General features: G+C 64.5%; 20 protein-coding genes, 1 tRNA gene and 2 pseudogenes. 18 read left to right on the top strand and 5 right to left on the bottom strand.

Annotated elements, in window-relative coordinates; genetic code table 11:
- The first annotated feature begins 14 nt into the window (after window positions 1-14).
- The 5 genes from MU516_RS01605 to kynA are packed head-to-tail and all read left to right on the top strand — an operon-like array spanning window position 15 to window position 4,388.
- Complete coding sequence (locus MU516_RS01605) at window positions 15-1,145, top strand: acyl-CoA dehydrogenase family protein (RefSeq protein ID WP_260275453.1); 1,131 nt, start codon at window positions 15-17, stop codon at window positions 1,143-1,145.
- Window positions 1,142-1,531 (top strand): acyl-CoA thioesterase, encoded by a 390-nt coding sequence (locus MU516_RS01600; protein ID WP_260275452.1) that lies wholly within the window; start codon window positions 1,142-1,144, stop codon window positions 1,529-1,531. The genes MU516_RS01605 and MU516_RS01600 overlap by 4 nt, the downstream gene beginning before the upstream one ends.
- The gene (locus tag MU516_RS01595) at window positions 1,524-1,919 is read left to right on the top strand and encodes a RidA family protein (RefSeq protein WP_260275451.1); all 396 of its coding nucleotides are present in this window, start codon (window positions 1,524-1,526) and stop codon (window positions 1,917-1,919) included. Before MU516_RS01600 ends, MU516_RS01595 begins: the two co-directional genes overlap by 8 nt.
- A 31-nt stretch (window positions 1,920-1,950) precedes the next feature.
- Window positions 1,951-3,570, top strand: coding sequence for an AMP-binding protein (locus tag MU516_RS01590; RefSeq protein WP_260275450.1), 1,620 nt, complete (start codon window positions 1,951-1,953; stop codon window positions 3,568-3,570).
- A complete protein-coding gene (kynA, locus tag MU516_RS01585; protein ID WP_260275449.1) occupies window positions 3,567-4,388 on the top strand; it encodes a tryptophan 2,3-dioxygenase in 822 nt (273 codons plus the stop codon). Before MU516_RS01590 ends, kynA begins: the two co-directional genes overlap by 4 nt.
- A 22-nt stretch (window positions 4,389-4,410) precedes the next feature.
- On the opposite strand, the gene MU516_RS01580 is transcribed toward kynA, so the two are convergent.
- Window positions 4,411-5,124: a GNAT family N-acetyltransferase gene (locus MU516_RS01580; protein WP_260275448.1), complete on the bottom strand. Its 714-nt coding sequence runs from the start codon at window positions 5,122-5,124 to the stop codon at window positions 4,411-4,413.
- Window positions 5,121-5,861 carry a competence/damage-inducible protein A gene (locus MU516_RS01575; protein ID WP_209054672.1) on the bottom strand — a complete coding sequence of 247 codons (741 nt, stop codon included), beginning with the start codon at window positions 5,859-5,861 and terminating at the stop codon, window positions 5,121-5,123. Before MU516_RS01575 ends, MU516_RS01580 begins: the two co-directional genes overlap by 4 nt.
- A gap of 106 nt (window positions 5,862-5,967) precedes the next feature.
- On the opposite strand from MU516_RS01575, the gene map reads away from it, so the two are divergent.
- Window positions 5,968-6,768 (top strand): type I methionyl aminopeptidase, encoded by an 801-nt coding sequence (gene map / locus MU516_RS01570; protein WP_260275447.1) that lies wholly within the window; start codon window positions 5,968-5,970, stop codon window positions 6,766-6,768.
- Between the two features lie 201 nt (window positions 6,769-6,969).
- Here the strand turns inward: map and MU516_RS01565 are convergent.
- A tRNA-Leu gene (locus tag MU516_RS01565) sits at window positions 6,970-7,054 on the bottom strand.
- A 213-nt stretch (window positions 7,055-7,267) separates the two neighbouring features.
- Between MU516_RS01565 and MU516_RS19415 the strand changes: the two are divergent.
- The 9 genes and pseudogenes from MU516_RS19415 to gltB all read left to right on the top strand — a co-directional run.
- Window positions 7,268-7,399, top strand: a pseudogene (locus tag MU516_RS19415) (FAD-dependent oxidoreductase); the annotation flags it as partial.
- Window positions 7,376-8,158 (top strand): annotated as a pseudogene (locus tag MU516_RS19410) (GMC family oxidoreductase N-terminal domain-containing protein); the annotation flags it as partial. The pseudogenes MU516_RS19415 and MU516_RS19410, both read left to right, overlap by 24 nt.
- Complete coding sequence (locus tag MU516_RS19405) at window positions 8,159-8,842, top strand: GMC family oxidoreductase (protein ID WP_425606800.1); 684 nt, start codon at window positions 8,159-8,161, stop codon at window positions 8,840-8,842.
- A 75-nt stretch (window positions 8,843-8,917) separates the two neighbouring features.
- Window positions 8,918-9,904, top strand: a complete 987-nt coding sequence (locus tag MU516_RS01555) for a complex I NDUFA9 subunit family protein (RefSeq protein ID WP_260275445.1) — start codon at window positions 8,918-8,920, stop codon at window positions 9,902-9,904.
- Window positions 9,904-10,707, top strand: a complete 804-nt coding sequence (locus MU516_RS01550) for an undecaprenyl-diphosphate phosphatase (RefSeq protein ID WP_425606790.1) — start codon at window positions 9,904-9,906, stop codon at window positions 10,705-10,707. The genes MU516_RS01555 and MU516_RS01550 overlap by 1 nt, the downstream gene beginning before the upstream one ends.
- 153 nt (window positions 10,708-10,860) lie before the next feature.
- Window positions 10,861-12,345, top strand: a complete 1,485-nt coding sequence (locus MU516_RS01545) for an NAD(P)-dependent oxidoreductase (protein ID WP_260275444.1) — start codon at window positions 10,861-10,863, stop codon at window positions 12,343-12,345.
- A gap of 109 nt (window positions 12,346-12,454) precedes the next feature.
- Window positions 12,455-13,168 carry a hypothetical protein gene (locus tag MU516_RS01540; protein WP_260275443.1) on the top strand — a complete coding sequence of 238 codons (714 nt, stop codon included), beginning with the start codon at window positions 12,455-12,457 and terminating at the stop codon, window positions 13,166-13,168.
- A complete protein-coding gene (locus MU516_RS01535) occupies window positions 13,165-13,587 on the top strand; it encodes a GFA family protein (RefSeq protein ID WP_260275442.1) in 423 nt (140 codons plus the stop codon). Before MU516_RS01540 ends, MU516_RS01535 begins: the two co-directional genes overlap by 4 nt.
- On the top strand, window positions 13,584-18,131 hold the full coding sequence (gene gltB, locus MU516_RS01530) for a glutamate synthase large subunit (protein ID WP_260275441.1): 4,548 nt from the start codon (window positions 13,584-13,586) through the stop codon (window positions 18,129-18,131). Before MU516_RS01535 ends, gltB begins: the two co-directional genes overlap by 4 nt.
- 72 nt (window positions 18,132-18,203) lie before the next feature.
- Here the strand turns inward: gltB and MU516_RS01525 are convergent, their stop codons facing one another.
- Both MU516_RS01525 and MU516_RS01520 read right to left on the bottom strand, forming a co-directional pair.
- Window positions 18,204-18,656: a DoxX family protein gene (locus MU516_RS01525; RefSeq protein ID WP_260275440.1), complete on the bottom strand. Its 453-nt coding sequence runs from the start codon at window positions 18,654-18,656 to the stop codon at window positions 18,204-18,206.
- 78 nt (window positions 18,657-18,734) lie between these two features.
- The gene (locus tag MU516_RS01520) at window positions 18,735-19,076 is read right to left on the bottom strand and encodes a hypothetical protein (protein ID WP_260275439.1); all 342 of its coding nucleotides are present in this window, start codon (window positions 19,074-19,076) and stop codon (window positions 18,735-18,737) included.
- Between the two features lie 160 nt (window positions 19,077-19,236).
- Between MU516_RS01520 and MU516_RS01515 the strand changes: the two genes are divergently transcribed.
- The 3 genes from MU516_RS01515 (at window position 19,237) to fzlA (ending at window position 21,309) form a co-directional block, all read left to right on the top strand.
- Window positions 19,237-19,755, top strand: coding sequence for a DUF1269 domain-containing protein (locus tag MU516_RS01515; RefSeq protein ID WP_260275438.1), 519 nt, complete (start codon window positions 19,237-19,239; stop codon window positions 19,753-19,755).
- Between the two features lie 53 nt (window positions 19,756-19,808).
- Window positions 19,809-20,543 (top strand): monofunctional biosynthetic peptidoglycan transglycosylase, encoded by a 735-nt coding sequence (gene mtgA / locus MU516_RS01510; RefSeq protein ID WP_260275437.1) that lies wholly within the window; start codon window positions 19,809-19,811, stop codon window positions 20,541-20,543.
- A gap of 79 nt (window positions 20,544-20,622) precedes the next feature.
- Entirely contained in the window at window positions 20,623-21,309 is a 687-nt protein-coding gene (fzlA, locus tag MU516_RS01505) for an FtsZ-binding protein FzlA (protein ID WP_260275436.1), read from the top strand.
- The last annotated feature ends 17 nt before the right edge of the window (window positions 21,310-21,326 follow it).

The raw sequence follows: 21,326 nt of genomic DNA, 5'->3' as shown, positions 1-21,326 counted from the left end.
GGACAAAGAAGAAGATGGACCGAAGCTTTCTGAACTGGCCATTTTTCGAGGATCGGCACCGCGAATTGGCGGCGGCGCTGGACGATTGGGCCAGGGCCGCGCTGCCGGTCGATCATGACGACGTGGACGCGGCCTGCCGGGGGCTGGTGCAAGATCTGGGCGCCGATGGCTGGTTGCGCCATTCGGGCGGCGACGCGCTGGATATCCGCAGCCTGTGCCTGATCCGCGAGACCTTGGCGCGCCATGACGGCCTGGCGGATTTCGCCTTTGCGATGCAGGGTCTGGGCATGGGTGCCGTGACGCTGTTTGGAACGCCCGCGCAGCGCGCATGGCTGGATCGGACGCGGGCGGGTAAGGCGATCTCTGCCTTCGCGCTGACCGAGCCGGGATCGGGCTCGGATGTCGCCCGCACCGCCACCACCGCGCGGCGCGACCACGGCGGCTGGGTGCTGGATGGCGAAAAGACCTACATCTCGAACGGCGGGATCGCCGATATCCATGTGATCTTCGCCCGCACCGGCGAAGCGCCGGGGGCGAAGGGGCTGTCTGCCTTTCTGCTGCCTGCCGATACGCCCGGTCTGACGGTCGTGGACCGGATCGAGGTGATGGCGCCGCATCCCCTGGCGCATCTGCGGCTGGAAGGTGTTCACCTGCCTCAGGATGCGCTGATCGGCGAGGCCGGATCTGGGTTCCGCATCGCCATGACGGTTCTGGATCATTTCCGTCCGACCGTCGGGGCCGCCGCCCTGGGGTTCGCACGTCGGGCGCTGCAGGAATCCGTCGCACGGGTGCGTGAACGGCAATTGTTCGGCGCGCCGATGGCCGAACTGCAGATGGTTCAGGGACATATCGCCGATATGGCGCTGAAGATCGATGCCGCCGCGCTGCTGGTCTATCGCGCCGCCTGGACCAAGGATATGGGCGCCCCCCGGATTACCCGCGAGGCGGCGATGGCCAAGCTGTATGCAACCGAAGCGGCGCAAGCGGTCATAGATCAGGCGGTGCAGCTGTGGGGTGGCGACGGCGTGCGGCGCGGCACCATGGTCGAAAGCCTCTATCGAGAGATCCGGGCCCTGCGCATTTATGAGGGCGCCAGCGACGTTCAGAAGCTGATCATCGCCCGCACCGTTCTGGAGGGGGCATGAGCTATCACCGCAGCATCGCCATCGAATTCTGCCACTGCGACCCGGCGGGCATCGTTTTCTATCCGCGCTATGCCGAGATGGTGAATTCGGTCGTGGAAAACTTCATGGCTGACGAGGTCGGCTATCCGTTTTCGCAGATGATCGCGGAGGGCTTCGGCATGCCGACCGCGCGACTGGAGGTCGATTTCCGCAAGCCCTCTCGGCTTGGGGACCGGCTGGACTGGCATCTGAGGATCGAACATCTGGGCCGCACCAGCGCGCGGTTCCTATTGACGGCAGATGACCGTATCGAGGCGCGCCCCACCGTCGTCTGGATGGATCGCGACTTCCGTCCCGCTCCATGGCCGACACATATCCGTCCCAGATTCGAGGCCCATCATGCATGAACAGTTGCATCCCGCGAACTGGAAACGCGCCGTCGGTTACGCCAACGGCATCGCCGCGCGCGGCCGGATGATCTTTACCGGCGGGTTGGTCGGCTGGGACGCCGATCAACAGTTCCAGACCGACGATTTCGCCGGTCAGGTCCGGCAGGTTCTGGAAAACATCATCGCGGTTCTGGCCGAGGCGGGCGCCGGGCCGGAACATCTGGTGCGGCTGACCTGGTATGTCACCGACAAGCAAGAATACCTGGCCGCGCTGCGCGAGGTCGGGACCGCATATCGCGACGTGATCGGACGGCATTTCCCGGCGATGGCGCTGGTTCAGGTCGCCGGGCTGGTCGAGGACCGCGCCAAGGTCGAGATCGAGGCCACAGCGGTCGTTCCGGACTGAAACGAACAGGAACGGCGAACAGGAGAGGTCGATGCATAAACTTGGACCCAGCGGGCATTCGGACAGCTTTGCCCGTGACAACCTGCCCCCGCCCGAGGCGTGGCCCGCGATCGACCTGTCGGGCTTCGACTACCCGGACTGGATCAACGTCGCAGCCGAACTGACCGACCGGATGGTCGAACGCGGCTTCGGCGACCGCAACGCGCTGGTCGGTAACGGGCGCGCGCGGACCTACAAGGAACTGGCCGACTGGACCAACCGGCTGGCAGGCGCGCTGGTGCAGGATTACGGGGTCAGGCCCGGCAACCGGGTCATGATCCGGTCCGCGAACAATCCGGCGATGGTAGCCTGCTGGCTTGCGGCGACGAAGGCGGGGGCGGTGGTGGTGAACACCATGCCAATGCTGCGGGCCGGGGAATTGGCGAAGGTCATCGACAAGGCCCAGATCACCCACGCACTGTGCGACACCCGACTGATGGACGACCTGGTCGCGGCGGCGAAGACGTCGGACCATCTGGAAACCGTGGTCGGCTTCGACGGCACGGCCAACCACGATGCCGAACTGGACCGCGCGGCGCTGACCAAGCCGGTCAGGTTCGATCCCGTCAGGACGGGCCGTGACGACGTCGCTTTGCTGGGCTTCACCAGCGGCAGCACCGGCGAGCCGAAAGCAACCATGCATTTCCACCGCGATCTACTGATCATCGCGGACGGCTATGCCAAGGAAGTTCTGGGCGTCACGCCGGACGACGTGTTCGTGGGCAGCCCGCCACTGGCCTTCACGTTTGGGCTGGGCGGGATGGCGGTGTTTCCGCTGCGCTTCGGCGCCTCGGCGGTGCTGCTTGAAAATGCGTCGCCGCCGAACATGATCGAGATTATCCAGCAGCATCGCGCTACGATCTGCTTTACCGCGCCGACCGCCTATCGTGTCATGCTGCGGGCCATGGAAGAGGGTGCCGACCTGTCCAGCCTGCGCGCCGCCGTCAGCGCGGGCGAGACGCTGCCCGGCCCGGTGTGGCAGGAATGGCGCGACAAGACCGGCAAGCCGATGCTGGATGGAATCGGATCGACCGAGATGCTGCATATCTTCATCACGAACCGCTTCGACGACAGCCATCCTGCCTGCACCGGGCGACCCGTGGGCGGCTATCGCGCGCGGATCGTGAACGAGGACGGCGCTGAATTGCCGCGCGGCGAACTGGGCCGGCTGGCGGTGATCGGACCGACCGGCTGCCGGTATCTGAACGATCCGCGCCAGGCCGACTATGTCCGAGATGGCTGGAACCTGACCGGCGACACGTTCTGGCAGGACGAAGACGGGCGTTTCCACTTTGCCGCACGGTCCGACGACATCATCCTGTCGGCGGGCTACAACATCGCGGGCCCCGATGTGGAAGCCGCCCTGCTGTCCCATGACGATGTGCTGGAATGCGCGGTCATCGGCGCACCCGATCCCGAACGCGGACAGATTGTCCAGGCGCATGTCGTCCTGGCACCGGGCATTGCCGCCGACCAGGCCACGGTCGAACGTCTGCAGCGGCATGTGAAGGACACGATCGCGCCGTTCAAATATCCGCGCAGCATCGTCTTTTGCGACGCGCTGCCCAAGACCCAGACCGGCAAGATTCAGCGTTTCAGGTTGAAAGAATGAGCTACGACCCAACTGATGAAGGTGCGCGCATGTCGTTTCAGGGGCATATGTCCTATGGCGACTATCTGGGGCTTGACGCGATCCTGACCGCGCAGCATCCGAAGTCTTCGGCCCATGACGAAATGCTGTTTATCATCCAGCATCAAACCAGCGAGTTGTGGATGAAACTGGCGCTGCACGAAATGTCGGCAGCCCGCGACAACATCGCAGCAGGCGATCTGCAACCGGCGTTCAAGATGCTGACCCGCGTGGCGCGGATCATGGAACAGCTGAATTCGGCGTGGGACGTCCTGCGCACCATGACCCCCAGCGAATACACGCAGTTCCGCGACACGCTGGGGGAAAGCAGCGGCTTTCAGTCCTATCAGTACCGGATGATCGAATTCGTGGCCGGCAACCGCAACATGGCGATGATCCGACCGCACGAACACCGCGCGGAACTGGCCCATCCGCTGCTGGCCGAGGTCAAGCGCCCATCGCTGTACGACGAGGTTCTGGCGCGGCTACGCGCGGCCGGGTTCGACCTGCCGGCACGCGAACGGCTGGACCAGCCGCATCAGCCCGACGCCATGGCGCGCGCCGCATGGGCCGAGATCTATCGCGACCCGCGCCGCTACTGGGAACTGTATGAGCTGGCCGAGAAGCTGGTCGATTTCGAGGATTATTTTCGCCGTTGGCGCTTCAATCACGTCACGACCGTCGAACGCATCATCGGCTTCAAGCGCGGTTCGGGCGGCACGACGGGCGTCAATTATCTGCGCCGGATGTTGGATGTGGTGCTGTTCCCCGACCTGTGGGAATTGCGCACAGAACTGTGACGGCTCAGACCTGCATGGCCGATCACGGCTTTACGAAATAGGCGTATCCGCCTGCATCTCTGAACCCAAGACCGTGGTAGAGGCCGATGGCCGGGGCGTTCGCCCGCGTCACCGCAAGCGCCAGCCGATCCGCACTGTTTTCCCGTGCCCAGACAGCGGCGCGCCGCATCATCCACCCGGCCAGCCCCTTGCGGCGCCAGTCGGGCAGGATCTCGATCCCGTGGACCATCGCGACGCCCGAATGGATCGCCACGAAACCGGCGCCGGCCGCACGATCCTCGATCCGCCCCAGAAGCGCAGCTTTCGGACCGACAACGCGCTGCATCACGGCCTGGCGTTCGGGGCCGATCTCGCCCGCCATCCAGATATCCCGCTGGATCGCCAGAGGCGGCCAGACCGCGAAAGCCATGACCGGCGGAATCCGGCGGTCGGTCAGCGCACTGACATCCGCCTGCATGACGACGGTGGGCGTGGTGCGCTGAAATCCGCGGTCGGTCAGCGCCGCAATAAGGCGCGTCTCGTCGTCCAGCACTCGAAACGCCGCCACCTGCCGCCAGTCCGACTGGATGCGCAACACATCGTCGATGTCTGCCGGCGACCAGCTTTGGACCGTGCATGCAGAATTGACACGACGCCCGGCCCCCGTCGCGCGCCCGATGCGAAACCCGCCGGCATCGGCATATTCTGCGGCGGGCCAGGTCGCCTCGAACGCCTCGGCTATCGCCGGGTCCTTCACAGCGCCAGCCGCCGCTTCAACTCGTCCATCGCAAGGGACACGCGGGAATCGTCAAGGCCGCGCACAACCAGATTGGTGCCCCAGCCGCGCTCGTCGTGATAGGGATAGGAACCCAGCGACAGATCCGGAAATTCGGCCGCGATGGCGCGCAACTCCTCGGCCACGTCGCTTTCGCCGCGGCGCACCTCGACGGTCCGCGACTGGACAGGACGGCCCGACGCCAGCCGCGGGATCAGCCAGTCCACCATGCCGCGGAACACTTCGGGCACCCCGGCCATTACATGCGTATGCCCGATCGAGAATCCGGGCGCGCCGGACACCGCGTTGTCGATCAGCGTGGCACCGACGGGTATCCGGGCCATCCGCAGACGGTTCGGGGTCAGTTCCGTGCCCATCCGATCACAGCGCGCCTGCAACACTGCACGCGCCTCGGGGTGGATCTCGACAGTCGTGCCGTGTGCTGCCGCCACGGCATCGGCGGTGATGTCGTCATGGGTCGGGCCGATGCCGCCGCTGGTAAACAGCAGATCCCAGGCGCCGCCAAGGCTGCTGTCCAACGCCCGGACCGCCGCGACGATCTGATCCTGATCGTCCGCCACCACACGAATCTCGCGCAGATCGAAGCCGGTCGCACACAAGACTTGCGCCAGATGATGCGCATTGCCCTCGCGGGTGCGGCCCGACAGGATCTCGTCCCCGATCACCAGAATCGCCGCCGTCGGATTGTCCGTCTGCATCTGTTCCCGCGCCCCTCGCTGCCTCTGCCTTCTTCTATGCGCACGCGCGGCACTGGAACAAGTGGCGCGACGCGTCTATCTATGCGGTCAGACGAAAGGATCAGCGATGGACGAAGACAGCCGCATCACCAAGGAAGGCATCCGCATTCACGGACGCGAGGATTTCGCGGGCATGAGCAAGGCGGGCGCATTGGCCGCGCGGATCCTGGACGAGGTGGGGCCGCTGGTTCAGCCCGGCGCGACGACCGGCATGCTGGACGATTTCATCCGCAGCCGCATCGAAGAGGCCGGTGCCACCTCGGCCACGATCGGCTATCGCGGTTATCAGCATGCAAGCTGCATCAGCGTGAACCATGTCGTCTGCCATGGCATCCCCGGCGAGAAGCTGTTGCAGAACGGCGATATCCTGAACATCGACGTGACCGTGATCGTCGATGGCTGGTATGGCGACACAAGCCGCATGTATGTCGCGGGCAAGCCGTCGATCAAGGCGCAAAGGCTGATCCAGGTCACGCACGATTCGCTGATGAAGGGGATCGAGGCGGTGCGCCCCGGCGCGACGTTCGGCGATATAGGTGCCGCGATCCAGCAATACGCCGAAGGCCACCGCATGTCGGTGGTGCGCGATTTCTGCGGCCACGGTCTTGGCCGGGTATTTCACGCGCCCCCCAATGTCCTGCATTTCGGACGACCCGGCAAAGGTCCAATGCTGGAAGAAGGAATGTTCTTCACCATAGAACCCATGATCAATCTTGGCCGACCGGAGACCAAGGTTCTTGCCGATGACTGGACGGCGGTGACTCGCGACAAGTCCCTGTCCGCGCAATTCGAGCATTCGCTTGGTGTCACGGCTGACGGGTTCGAGATCTTCACCGGATCGGATCTGTTCTTCCCGACATTCGACTAAGGCCCGACCGCGAACCGGTCGGGCGATCAGCGGCATCGCAACTCCGAATTGTCAGCAAGTCATCTCAGGCGGCGGCAGGTTTCTGCGTCGCCGCGGCCTGAATCCGGCAGCCCGATCCCTTGTGGGGGCTTCCGCCAGCAGGGACCATTGCTGCAACAGAAAGCCCCTGAAACCAGATGGCTTCAGGGGCTTTTTGACCAATGGTGCCCAGGAGAGGACTCGAACCTCCACGCCTTGCGGCACACGGACCTGAACCGTGCGCGTCTACCAGTTCCGCCACCTGGGCAGGTGGTGTGAGCGGGGTGACTAAAGCCAGTTTCGGGGGGCGTCAATGGGGTGTCGCGGAATTTTTTCGACCCACCTCAGAATCATCGACAGATGCCACGGCGCCGGATCTGTCCTAAACGACACGATGCAGTCATTTGCATTTTGTGTAAGTATCTTCCCCGAGTCGATCTGCGCGTCATGTTTGCGCAGACCTTGTGTTGGGAACAAGTGAATGTTGGACGCCTATCGTGAACGCGACTGGGATGTGATCGTCATCGGAACCGGAGTCGGAGGGGGCAGTGCCGCGCGCCGGCTTGCCGAGGCCGGGCTTTCGGTCCTGATGCTGGAGAAAGGGCCCGATCTGGCCGGCACGGACAAGGCCGAGATCGAGACGATGCAGACCGACCCCGCCGCCCGGCTTGATGCGGGCATGTGGCCCTATCCGCTGGAGGCGCGGATCGACGGCCGCGAATCACAGCTTCACGGCATGTTGGGGTCCTGCGTTGGCGGCACTTCGACCTTCTATGCCGCCACGCTGGAACGACCCGAGCCGCATGATCTGGATGATTCGCCGCAGCGCCCGCACCCCACAGGGGGGTGGCCTCTGTCCTATGCCGAAATGACGCCTTATTTTGACGAGGCCGAGAAGAACTATCTGATCAGCGGCGAGACGGATCCGCTTAGCGCCGTCCCCTCGCCTGCCTTGCGCGCCGCGCGCCCGGTCACCGATGTAGACGCCGCGCTGCGCCGGGCCTTTGAAAAGGCAGGGCTGCACCCATACCAGACGCATATCGCCGCCGCGTTTCCGCCCGATTGCCAACAATGCTTCGGTCGCCGCTGCCTGCGCCCCTGCAAGATGGACGGGCGGTCGGCGGGGGTCCAACCTGCGCTGCGCACCGGGAATGCCCAGTTGCTGGACCGTTGCAACGTGACGCGGATCGAGGCCGACCGCCGCGTCACCCGCATCCATTGCCAGCGCGCCGGGCAGGACTTCACGCTTAGCGCGCGGCACTATGTCCTTGCCGGCGGTGGGCTGGCCTCACCGTCGCTTCTGCTGCGCTCGGCCAGCGAATCCTGGCCGACGGGAATTGGCAATCGTCACGATCTGGTGGGCCGGAACCTGATGTTCCATCTCAGCGAGATGCTTGCGATCTGGCCCGGGCGGGGCGCGCGGTCGGACGCCCCCAGCCGGGCACTTAGCCTGCGGGACCTGTATCATGTCCAGGGTCAGCGTTTTGGCCTGATCCAGTCGATGGGAATCGACGCCGGATATGGTGAGGTGCTTTACGCGCTGAATCAGATGTTCGAACAATCGTCGCTTCGGCGTCTGCGACCGCTGCGCCATGGGTTGCGGCTGCTGCCCTATGGTATTCTGCCGATACTTGGACCGGCCAAGATATTCGTCGGCGTTCTGGAAGACCTGCCCTATTCCGAGAACCGGGTGCTGTGCGACCCCGCGCAACCCGACCGTCTGCGATTTGAATATCAGCTGCACGATGAACTGCTGCACCGACGGGCCGCATTCAGGAAGGAAATGAAATCGGCATTCCGTGCGCATCGCCGGATCTTCTTCAGCCAGATGCCGACGCTGAACTTCGCGCATCCCTGCGGAACGCTGCGATTTGGCGACGATGCGCGCAAATCCGTGCTGGACCGCGATTGCCGGGTTCATGGGATCGAAAACCTGATCGTGGCCGATTCCAGCTTCATGCCCACCTCGAACGGCTGCAATCCCAGCCTGACGATCGCAGCCAACGCCTATCGCGTCACCGACCGGCTGATCGACCGCATCCGCCACACCGCGTGACGCGGCGCGCTTGTGATGGCGCCCGGGCTTGGGTATGCACGATCAAGGACGCTGCACGAAGGAGGCGATAGGCCCATGGCACAACTAGTCACGATCTTTGGCGGGTCTGGCTTTGTCGGCCGGCAGGTGGCGCGCATCATGGCCCGGCGCGGCTGGCGGGTGCGTGTCGCGGTGCGCCGACCGGACGAGGCCCTGTTCACGCGCACTTATGGCGCGGTCGGGCAGGTCGTCCCGGTGCTGTGCAATATCCGCGACGAGGATTCTGTCCGCGCGGCGATGTCGGATGCCGACGCGGTGGTGAACTGCGTCAATATCGAACGACCCGAGGGCAAAAGCAATTTTCACACCGTCTTCGAAGAGGGTGCGACCCATATCGCCCGTCTCTCGAAGGAAATGGGTGTCCGGCGTGTCGTGCACATCTCGGGGATCGGCGTCGATCCTGATTCGGCCAGCCGCTATGTGGCCGCCAAGGCGCGCGGCGAGGCAGCGGTTCTGGAGCATCGCCCCGACGCGATCGTGCTGCGCCCTTCGGTGATCTTCGGAACTGACGATCATTTCTACAACCGCTTTGCCAGCATGTCTCGACTGGGGCCGGTCATGCCGATCGCCGGCGCGCGGACGCGCATGCAGCCTGTCTTCGTCGATGACGTCGCCACCGCCGCCGCGATGGGCGCTGCGGGCGAGGCCAAGCCCGGCATCTATGAGCTGGGCGGCCCCGACGTGATGACCCTGCGAGAGATCGTCGGACAGGTGCTGAAGGCCACCCGCCGCCGCCGGCTTGTTTTGAACATGCCTTTCTGGCTGGCAAGGATCGGCGCCGGGGTTCTGGACGGTGTGCAGTATGTCACCGGCGGGCTATTCACGAACAAGATCCTGGGACGCGATCAGGTCATTCTGCTGCGTGACGACAATGTCGTCAGCGAGGATGCCAACGGTTTTGCCGATCTTGGAATACAGCCCACCGCCGCCGAGGCGGTGATCGAGGATTATCTTTGGCGTTTTCGTCCGTCGGGCCAGTATGACGCGATCAAGGATTCGGCGAAGAACCTGCGCAGTCTCTGATGGAACACAACACGATTGTCGCCGCGATCCTCGGACTTCTCGAGGGGCTGACCGAGTTCATTCCCGTGTCGTCCACCGGCCACGTCCTGTTGGCGGGATATTTCCTTGATTTCCATTCCCCTGGCCGCGCTTTCGAGGTGGTGATCCAGCTTGGCGCGGTTCTGGCAATCCTTGGGGTCTACGCCACGCGGCTTTGGAATATCCTGTCATCTGCCCCGCATGATCCGACCTCGCGCCGGTTCATCGGCGCGGTGCTGCTGGCCTTCCTGCCTGCCGTCGTGATCGGCGTCTTGGCCCATGACATCATCAAGACCGTGTTGTTCGAAACGCCGATGCTGATCGCGGTCATGCTGATCCTTGGTGGGATCGTGCTGCTGCTGGTGGATCGGTGGGCGACCAGCCCCCGATTGTTCCGGGCCGAGGATTTCCCCCTGCCCATGGCCTTCAAGATCGGCGTGATCCAGTGCCTTGCGATGATCCCCGGCGTCTCGCGATCGGGGGCGACGATCGTTGGCGCGCTGCTTCTGGGGGCGGACAAGCGGTCGGCGGCAGAGTTTTCGTTCTTTCTGTCCATGCCCACGATGCTTGGTGCCTTCGTCTATGACCTTTACAAGAATCGCGATGTCATCGACGCCGCGGCGCTGGACAACATCATCATCGGCTTCGTGTGCGCCTTCATAACGGCGATTCTGGTGGTGCGCTGGCTGCTTGGCTATGTGTCCAAGCGTGGCTACGGGTTGTTTGCATGGTGGCGGATCATCGTCGGAAGCGTTGTTTTGCTGGCCTTGGCGGCAGGAATGTAAGTGATACTGACCTAATTTTCTCCCGCCCGCTCAATAGTCGCGTTCTAGCAAGCCAAAATCTCGCAAATAGGTCAGCATTACTGCCTTTTCATTCCCGGCCCCTTGGTTTATTGGGTCTGCGTAAGTTCCTGACAGTTGGAAGGTTGCGCAGCCATGGCCACGCAGAAGATGCTGAAATTCGTTTCTACCCCGCGCGAGATGCCGGAAAAGCGCGATGCGGCGGAGCGCAGCGAAGACTTTCACGAGATCTATCAGGAATACGCCGCGCAGAAAGCGGCCGAACAAGCCGGGCGGTGCAGCCAGTGCGGTGTGCCCTATTGCCAAAGCCACTGCCCGCTGCACAACAACATCCCGGACTGGTTGCGCCTGACCGCTGAAGGCCGGCTCAAGGAAGCCTATCAGGTCAGCCAGGCGACCAACACCTTCCCCGAGATCTGCGGACGCATCTGCCCGCAGGACAGGCTGTGCGAAGGCAACTGCGTCATCGAACAGTCCGGCCACGGCACCGTCACCATCGGCGCGGTCGAGAAATACATCACCGACACCGCCTGGCAGGAAGGCTGGGTCGCTGGCCCCGCCCCGACCCAGGAACGCGCGGAAAGCATCGGCATCGTCGGTGCAGGTCCGGGCGGTCTGGCGGCGGCGGATTCGCTGCGCAGGATGGGGTTCCAGGTCACCATCTACGACCGCTACGACCGCGCGGGCGGGCTGATGACCTATGGCATTCCCGGCTTCAAGCTGGAAAAAGACGTGGTCATGCGGCGCAACAAGCTGCTGGAAGACGGCGGCGTCGAATTCGTCCTGAACTGTAATGTCGGCGAGGATATCAGCTTCGACGCGATCCGTGGCAAGCATGACGCGGTGCTGATCGCCACCGGCGTCTACAAGACCCGCGATCTGGACATCGACGACGCCGAGGCCGACGGCGTCGTGCGCGCGATCGACTATCTGACCGCCAGCAACAAGATCGATTTCGGCGACGATGTGCCCGATTTCGACGACGGCGAGCTGAATGCCAAGGGCAAGCGCGTCGTTGTCATCGGCGGCGGCGACACCGCGATGGACTGCGTCCGCACCGCCATCCGGCAGGGCGCGCAATCGGTGAAATGCCTGTATCGCCGCGACCGGTCGAACATGCCCGGATCGCAGCGCGAGGTTCAAAACGCCGAGGAAGAAGGCGTTGAATTCGTGTGGCTTTCGGCGCCGGGCGCCTTTGCCGGACACGTCACCGGGGTCGCCGCCGAGGCGCAGGAACGCGACGTGGATCAGGTCGGCCAGATCGCCAGCGTGCGGGTGCAGAAGATGCGCCTTGGCGCGCCCGATGTCACCGGACGTCAAAGCCCCGAGCTGATCGATGGCGCCGATTACGACGAACCCGCCGAACTGGTGATCAAGGCGCTGGGATTCGAGCCCGAAGACCTGCCCCGGCTGTGGGGCGTCGATGGGCTGGAAGTGACGCGCTGGGGCACGATCAAGGCGAATTTCCAGACGCACCAGACCTCGATCCCCGGCGTCTATGCAGTGGGCGACATCGTGCGCGGCGCCAGCCTGGTCGTCTGGGCGATCCGCGACGGCCGCGAGGCCGCCGAGTCGATTGCCGGCTTCCTGACCGGCGAGGCCCGCGTGGCCGCAGAATAGGGCCGCACCGATGATGCACAGAACAGACACAGCACGTGCACAGCACGTACACAGGCAACGCACGGTGGCCGTTGCGCGCAACGCGACACGGCGCGGCGATGGATCAGCCATGCTGCCCTATCTGGCCGCCGTGCTGGCACTGGCCGCGGCATGGGCCGTGGCGCCCCGCCCCGCCGACGCCGCGACCTTCACCCCGCCGCAGGGCTGCAAGCTTGAGGTGACGGTGCAGAACCGCGGTTGTTCGGTCAGCCAGTATTACCGCTGCAGCGCCGATCCCGAAGGCGATCAGCGCAGCGCGATCTTTGGTCAGGACGGGCTGACGCATCTGTCGCGGATCGACGACGAAACGCGCTGGATCGAAAGCGCCGATCCACAGACCGGGCTGGAAGATCGCCTGGTCGAAGAGGCCAAGGATCACGCCAGTTTCACCACGCTGCTGGATAGCGGTCGCGACGATTTCGATTTCTGGACAGTCTCGAACACCGGCGAGAGGCTGCACCATGTCGGTCAGGACGAACTGACCGGCGAGACCGTCACGATCGACGGGGTCGAGCTGGAAAAGACCCGCTTCCGACTGGTTACGCGCGACGAAAGCGGCGAGGTTCTGATCACACGGGAAGGTCAGCAGTTCATAAGCCGCACGATGCGCCGCTTTTATGGCGGGGTCGAGGAGCAGAGCGACTGGACCGGCGAGACCCGCAACACCAATGACAGCCCGGTCCTGTTCAGCTTTCCCGGCGAAACCGGGTTCGGCGAGACCACGCCGCAATTCGATTGCGACCAGCTGATGACCAGCCTGAGGCTGCCGGAGGGCGGGGCATGACAACCACGCTTCACGGGCATTGCCTGTGCGGCGATGTCGCGATCACCCTGCGGGACTGGACGCCTGAGATCAGCGTCTGCCATTGCAGCATGTGCCGGCGTGCCGGGGGCGGGCTGATGGGTGGTTTCGTCGCGCCCGCAGACGCGGTGACGGTGACCGGCGAGGCGCGCCGGTATCGGTCCTCGGATTTCGCGGAACGCGCCTTCTGCCCGCGCTGCGGCGCCAATCTGTGGCTGCGCGACGACGGCGCCGAGTACGAGCTGTCGCCGGGCCTGTTCGACGACGCCACCCGCTTTCCCCTGATCCGCGAGGTCTATGCCGACTGCGCGCATCGCTTTGCATCATTCTCGGGCGATCATCCCAGGATCACCCGCGCCGAATATGAATCCCACCAGCCCCATGTGGAGGCCGACAGATGACCAAGTTTTCGCCCGATTGGCAGCACCAGGAAGAATCCCTCCGCGACTGGATGGCCGAGAACAGCCTGTACCGGCACGATGACGAACATTCGTCCTGCGGCGTGGGCTTCGTCGTCGATCTGGACGGCAAGCCACGCCGACAGGTCGTGCAGAACGGCATCGACGCGCTGAAGGCGATCTGGCATCGCGGCGCGGTGGACGCGGACGGCAAGACCGGCGACGGGGCCGGCATCCATGTGCAGATCCCGGTGCCGTTCTTCTATGACCAGGTGCGCCGCACCGGCCACGAGCCCGATCAGGACAAGCTGATCGCGGTCGGTCAGGTGTTTCTGCCGCGCACCAATTTCGCACAGCAGGAAACCTGCCGGACCATCGTGGAATCAGAGGTTCTGCGGATGGGCCACTATATCTATGGCTGGCGCCACGTTCCGGTGAACACCGCCGTTCTGGGCGAAAAGGCGAATGCCACCCGTCCCGAGATCGAGCAGATCCTGATCCGCTGCGAAAAGGACATCGACCAGGTCCAGTTCGAGCGCGAACTGTACATCATCCGCCGCCGGATCGAGAAGGCGGCGATCGCCGCGCAGGTCACACAGCTTTACTTCTGTTCGCTGTCCTGCCGGTCGATCATCTACAAGGGCATGATGCTGGCCGAACAGGTGGCCGAGTTCTATCCCGACCTGAAGGACGAGCGGTTCGAAAGCGCCTTTGCGATCTATCACCAGCGTTATTCCACCAACACCTTCCCGCAATGGTGGCTGGCCCAGCCCTTCCGCATGCTGGCCCATAACGGCGAGATCAACACCCTGAAGGGCAACCTGAACTGGCTGAAAAGCCACGAGATCCGCATGGCCAGCAACGCCTTTGGCGACATGGCCGAGGACATCAAGCCGATCGTGCCGGGCGGGTCGTCGGATTCGGCGGCGCTGGATGCGGTGTTCGAGGTGATGGTGCGGTCGGGGCGCAGCGCGCCGATGACCAAGACCATGCTGGTCCCGGAAAGCTGGTCCAAGGCGACCACCGACATGCCCAAGGCCTGGGCCGACATGTATGCCTATTGCAACGCCGTGATGGAGCCGTGGGACGGCCCCGCCGCGCTGGCGATGACCGACGGCCGCTGGGTCTGCGGCGGTCTGGACCGCAACGGATTGCGGCCGATGCGCTATGTCGTGACCGGCGACAACCTGCTGATCGCGGGGTCCGAGGTCGGCATGGTGCCGATCAACGAATCCAATGTGCGCGAAAAGGGCGCGCTGGGTCCGGGCCAGATGATCGCCGTCGATATGTGGGACGGCACGCTGTATCACGACACCGACATCAAGGACCGGCTTGCCGCCAGCCAGCCCTTTGGCGAATGGATCGAGAAGGTCGTCGATCTGAACGACATCATGCGCGAACTGCCCGAAGAGCACCGCTTCGAAGGGGACGAACTGCGCCGCCGCCAGACCGCCGCTGGCTATACGATGGAAGAGCTGGAACATGTGCTGTCGCCGATGGCCGAGGACGGCAAGGAGGCGATCGCCTCGATGGGCGACGACACGCCGCCCGCCGTGCTGTCGGGCCAGTATCGCCCGCTGAGCCATTTCTTCCGGCAGAATTTCAGCCAGGTCACCAACCCGCCCATCGACAGCCTGCGCGAAACCCGCGTCATGTCGCTGAAGACGCGGTTCGGCAACCTCAAGAACGTGCTGGACGAATCCAGTGCGCAGACGGAAATCCTGATCCTGGAAAGCCCGTTCATCGCGAATGGCGAATATGCCGAGATGTGCCGGATGTTCGGCGACGCGGTGACCTATATCGACTGCACTTTCCCCGACAATGCGGGTCAGGACGCGCTGGCCGAGGGGCTGGCCCGGATCCGCGCCGAGGCCGAGGACGCGGTGCGGTCGGGGGCGGGGCATCTGGTGCTGACGGATGAACATCAGAGTCGCGACAGGATCGCGATGCCGATGATCCTTGCGACCAGCGCGGTGCATTCCTGGCTGACCCGCAAGGGGCTGCGCACCTTCTGTTCGATCAATGTGCGCGCCGCCGAATGCATCGACCCGCATTACTTCGCGGTGCTGATCGGCAGCGGTGCGACCACGGTGAACCCCTATCTGGCGCAGGATTCCATTCAGGACCGGATCGACCGGGGCCTGCTGGAAGGCAGCCTGATCGACAATATGCGCCGCTATCGCGACGCGGTGGACGCCGGTCTGCTGAAGATCATGGCCAAGATGGGCATCTCGGTCCTGTCGTCCTATCGGGGCGGGCTGAACTTCGAGGCGGTCGGTCTGAGCCGCGCGATGGTCGCCGAATATTTCCCCGGCATGCATTCGCGCATCTCGGGGATCGGGCTGCACGGGCTGCAATCCAAGCTTGAGGCGCTGCACCAGAAGGCGTGGCATGCCGACAATGTAGAATTGCTGCCGGTCGGCGGCTTCTACAAGCTGCGCCGTTCGGGCGAGAAACACGCCTGGGAAGCCAACACGATGAAGATGCTGCAGATGGCCTGCGAAAAGGCCAGCTATGACATCTGGAAGCAGTTCAGCGCCACGATGCGGGCCAACCCGCCGATCCATATCCGCGACCTGCTGGACATCAAGCCGCTTGGCAAACCGGTGCCGATCGAGGAAGTCGAATCGATCACCTCGATCCGCAAGCGCTTTGTGACGCCGGGCATGTCCCTGGGTGCGCTGTCGCCCGAGGCGCATATGACGCTGAACATCGCGATGAACCGGATCGGCGCGAAATCGGACAGCGGCGAGGGCGGAGAAGACCCGGCGCACAGCCACCCGCTGCCCAACGGCGACAACCCCTGCGCAAAGATCAAGCAGGTCGCCAGCGGCCGGTTCGGCGTCACCGCCGAATACCTGAACGCCTGCGAGGAGCTGGAAATCAAGGTCGCCCAAGGTGCCAAGCCCGGCGAGGGCGGCCAGCTGCCCGGCATGAAGGTCACCAAGCTGATCGCGCGGCTGCGTCACTCGACGCCGGGCGTGACGCTGATCTCGCCCCCGCCGCATCACGATATCTATAGTATCGAGGATCTGGCGCAGCTGATCTATGACCTGAAGCAGATCAACCCGCGCGCCAAGATCACCGTCAAGCTGGTGGCATCGTCCGGCGTCGGCACGATTGCGGCGGGCGTGGCCAAGGCCAAGGCCGACGTGATCCTGATTTCGGGCCACAATGGCGGCACGGGCGCATCCCCCGCGACCAGCGTCAAGTTTGCCGGTCTGCCGTGGGAAATGGGCCTGACCGAGGCGCACCAGGTCCTGGCCATGAACCGCCTGCGCGAGCGGGTCACGCTGCGCACCGATGGCGGTCTGCGCACCGGACGCGACATCGTCATGGCCGCGATGATGGGTGCCGAGGAATACGGCATCGGCACCGCCGCCCTGATCGCCATGGGCTGCATCATGGTTCGTCAGTGCCAGTCGAACACCTGCCCGGTCGGCGTCTGCACGCAGGACGAAAAGCTGCGCGCGATGTTCACAGGATCGGCGGACAAGGTGGTGAACCTGATCACCTTCTATGCCCAGGAGGTGCGCGAGATCCTGGCCGGAATCGGCGCTCGCAGCCTGGACGAGGTGATCGGCCGCGCCGATCTGCTGACCCAGGTCAGCCGGGGCGCCGCGCATCTGGACGATCTGGACCTGAACCCGCTGCTGATCACCGTCGATGGCGCGGAAAAGATCGTCTATGACCGGTCCAAGCCGCGCAACGCCGTGATGGACACGCTGGACGCCGAAATCGTCAAGGACGCCGCCCGCTTCTTCGAGGAAGGCGAGAAGATGCAGCTGTCCTACGCGGTGCGCAACACCCAGCGGACGGTCGGCACCCGCACATCCAGCATGATCGTTCAGAAATTCGGGATGCGGAACAACCTGCAACCTGATCACCTGACGGTCCGCCTGACCGGCAGCGCCGGGCAGTCGCTGGGGGCCTATGCCGCGCCCGGGCTGAAGATCGAGGTATCGGGCGATGCCAACGACTATGTGGGCAAGGGTCTGTCGGGCGGCACCATCGTCGTGCGCCCGCCGATGGCCAGCCCGCTTGTCGCCGAGGACAACACGATCATCGGCAACACGGTCCTGTACGGCGCGACCGGCGGCCAGTTGTTCGCCGCAGGGCGTGCGGGCGAACGCTTCGCGGTCCGCAATTCCGGCGCGAAGGTGGTGATCGAGGGCTGTGGCACCAATGGTTGCGAATACATGACCGGCGGCGTTGCGGTAATCCTGGGCCGGATCGGGACCAATTTCGGGGCCGGGATGACCGGCGGCATGGCCTATCTGTACGATCCCGAGGGCGTGGCGCGCGACTATATCAACGCGGAAACGCTGGTCATGTGCCCGGTCACGCAGGATCACTGGGAGAGCGAACTGCACGACCTGATCGAACGCCATCAGGTGCAGACCATGTCCAAGAAGGCCGAGACGATCCTGCAGAACTGGGACCGCGAGAAGGGCAACTTCCTGCAGGTCTGCCCCAAGGAGATGCTGGCCCATCTGCCGCATCCGATCGAGGCGGTCGACACCCCCAGCGCGGTGCCGGCCGAATAGGCGCGGACCCAGCGCACAGGGATGCAATGGGACGCGGCCCCTGCGGGCCGCGTCCTTTTCGTTATACGGTTGTCAGAACTGGCGGCCGATCAGGCGGTCCAGCGACCAGCGGCCGCCGCCATGGGCCACGAAATACAGTGTGATCCCCAGCCAGATCAGCGACAGTTCCGATCCGGGATAGCCCTCGGCCTTCATGATCCAGTGGAAATAGACCGTCACCAGCAGCACGATCGAGGTGGCCAGCGCCGCCGGGCGGGTCAGCAGACCCAGCACCAGCAGCAGACCACCGATGAATTCGGTGCCCGCCAGTGCTGGCGACCACAGCCAGCCGGGATGAAAGCCGATGCTTTCGACCATGCCGGTCGCGCCCATCGGATTGCTGATCTTGGGCAGCCCATGCACCATGAAGGCGATCCCCGCGATGACCCGCATATAGGTCACGCTGATCGGCGACAGCAGGGCATAGAGGGGCTTCAGTTGCGGCACGATCAGGCCGCGGGTCTGTGTGGTTGTGTCAGTCGTCATGTTTATCCTCGGGAATGGCGCGCGCGTCGCGGCGCCGTGTGTCGGACGGCAACCGGCCCCATGCCGGTCGCGGGAAGCTCAGCCGAATGCCGTGCGCGGCGGGCGCCACGGCGCATCGCAAACATGCGCGCCCCGCATCGGCAGGATGGCGATCAGGGCGGATGCGGCGCGAGCGCGGGGGATGTCGGCCCGATCCATGGCGGGAAACAGCTCGCAGCATGGGCCGGACTTGTCTGCGGTTCCGGTCTGCGCAGCGGGCGGGGCGATTGCATGGCACATGTTCGCGGCGCGGACCTGCGGCGAACACACGGACCGGGCCGGCGCCTGCGAAGCCGCCGCGAAGGTCATCGACAAAAGCGATGCGATCAGCGTCAGCGCGGCCAGATACTTCATCCGTGAGACCGAAGATTGTTGTGCCATATCCGCCGCTTCTATGACCCGGCGCGACACCGTGCCGCAACCCCGCCTGGCCGTCGATCACGCAGAGATGTGCGCCCATGTCCAGCCGGTGCTTGACCAAATCCCGGCCTTGGCGTCTGGTTTCGGCGGCACTGTCATGCAACAGCAGCGGAGAATCGCCATGTCAGAACTGATCGTCATCGCCTTCGACGATGAAACCACCGGTTTCGAGATGCGGGCCGAACTGGTCAAGATGCAGAAGGATTATCTGATCGAGATGGAAGACGCCGTCGTCGTCACCCGCGAGGGCGAGGACGACATCAAGCTGCATCAGGCGGTCAACCTGACGGCGGCCGGCGCCGTCGGCGGTGGTTTCTGGGGCTCGTTGATCGGGCTGGTGTTCCTGAACCCGCTTCTGGGGGCGGCGGTGGGCGCGGGGGCCGGGGCGCTGGCCGGGCGCTTTACCGATATCGGCATCAACGATGATTTCATGCGCGAGGTCGGCCATTCGCTGCAACCGGGCGGCTCGGCCGTTTTCGTGCTGGTGCGCAAGATGACCGCCGACAAGGTGCTGGACCGGCTGGAGCATTTTCACCACAAGGGCCGGGTTCTGCAGACATCGCTGTCAAAGGCCGACGAGGAAAAGCTGCGCGAGGCGCTGTCGGGACAGAACCCGCCTGCCGTGCCCGACGCGTCCTGATCGCGGCGGCGGCGACTTGACGGGGCGGCAGGGCGCGTGACAAAGCCCTGTCCATGATCCTGCGTGCGCTGTTCCGCCCTCCGCTCGCCGAGGCGCCACCCGAAAAGGGCAAGACGTCCGCCGCGAAACGCTGGCGGCCGTTGCGTCGCATGCTGATCTGGCTGCGCTGGTTCGTCCTGCGCGTCCTGTTGCTGATGGCGGTGCTGGTCGGCGTCTATGCGCTGATCAACCCGCCGACGACCTGGACCATCGTGTCCGAAGCGCGCAACCATCGGATCCAGCCGCGGGACTGGGCCCGGATTGACGAGATCTCGCCGGCCATGCGGCGCGCGGTGGTCGCGGCCGAGGATGCGAATTTCTGCCTGCATTGGGGCTTCGACATGACCGAGATCCGCAAGGTCGTCGCGTCGGGATCCAGTCGGGGCGCATCGACGATCACCCAGCAGACGGCCAAGAACGTGTTCCTGTGGCAGGGCAGAAGCTGGCCGCGCAAGCTGCTGGAGACGGTCTATACCCCGATGATCGAGGCGCTTTGGTCCAAGCGGCGGATCCTTGAGGTCTATCTGAACGTGGCCGAATTCGGGCCGGGCATCTTTGGCGTGGGCGCCGCGGCACGCGCCTATTACGGCGTCACGCCCGCGGAACTGACGCCGGTGCAGGCCGCGCGACTGGCCGCCGTCCTGCCGGCGCCGAAATCGCGCAGCGCAACCCGCGCCTCGGCCCGGTCGCGGTCGATCGCCGACGGCGCGGCGACGATTGCGCGGGATGGCCGCGCGGACTGCCTGTGAGGCGCGCGTTCCGGTTGAAACGCCGCCCCCCCGGCCTTATCAAGGCGCCGTTGCGAATGAAGGGGGTCTCGAGCAGTCGATGAACAACAATACGCAGACCACGCGACTTTACCATTCCATGCTGTCGCCGTTTTGCCGCAAGGTGCGGCTGGTTCTGGCCGAGAAGAAGATCGAGGTCGAACTGGTCGAAGAGAAATACTGGGAAAATCCGCCCGATCTGAAACGCCGCAATCCCGCCGGAAAGCTGCCGGTGCTGCGCCATCGCGGCAACATGCTGGCCGAAAGCCAGGCAATCATCGAATATCTGGACGAGGCCGTGCCCGAGCCTGCCCTGATGCCGCGCCAGCCGCTGGAACGTCACGAGGTGCGCCGGTTGTGCGCGTGGTTCGACGACAAGTTCAACGCCGAGGTGACCTTGCCGATCATGACCGAGCGGGTCTGGAAAAAGGTCATGCGGTCCGGCTATCCCGACAGCCGGGCGGTCAAGGACGGCCTGCGCGCCATCAAGGAACATATCGACTATCTGACCACGCTGCTGGAGGAACGCCGCTGGCTTGCCGGAAACAGCCTGTCGCTGGCCGATTTCACCGCCGCCGCGCATTTTTCCTGCCTGGACTATATCTCGGACGTGGACTGGGACCGGTCGGACGCGGTGCGCGACTGGTATGCCACGATCAAGTCACGCCCCGCCTTTCGCGGCGTGCTGGCCGATCAGGTGCCGGGCATCCACCCGGCCCCGCATTATGCCGAACTTGACTTCGGATAAGGATGGGGGGCGCCGCC

Source organism: Paracoccus maritimus, assembly GCF_025195095.1.
In the GTDB taxonomy this organism is placed as follows: domain Bacteria; phylum Pseudomonadota; class Alphaproteobacteria; order Rhodobacterales; family Rhodobacteraceae; genus Paracoccus; species Paracoccus maritimus.
Note: the sequence above shows the minus strand (reverse complement) of the source record. Positions and strands in the feature narration are given on the sequence as shown.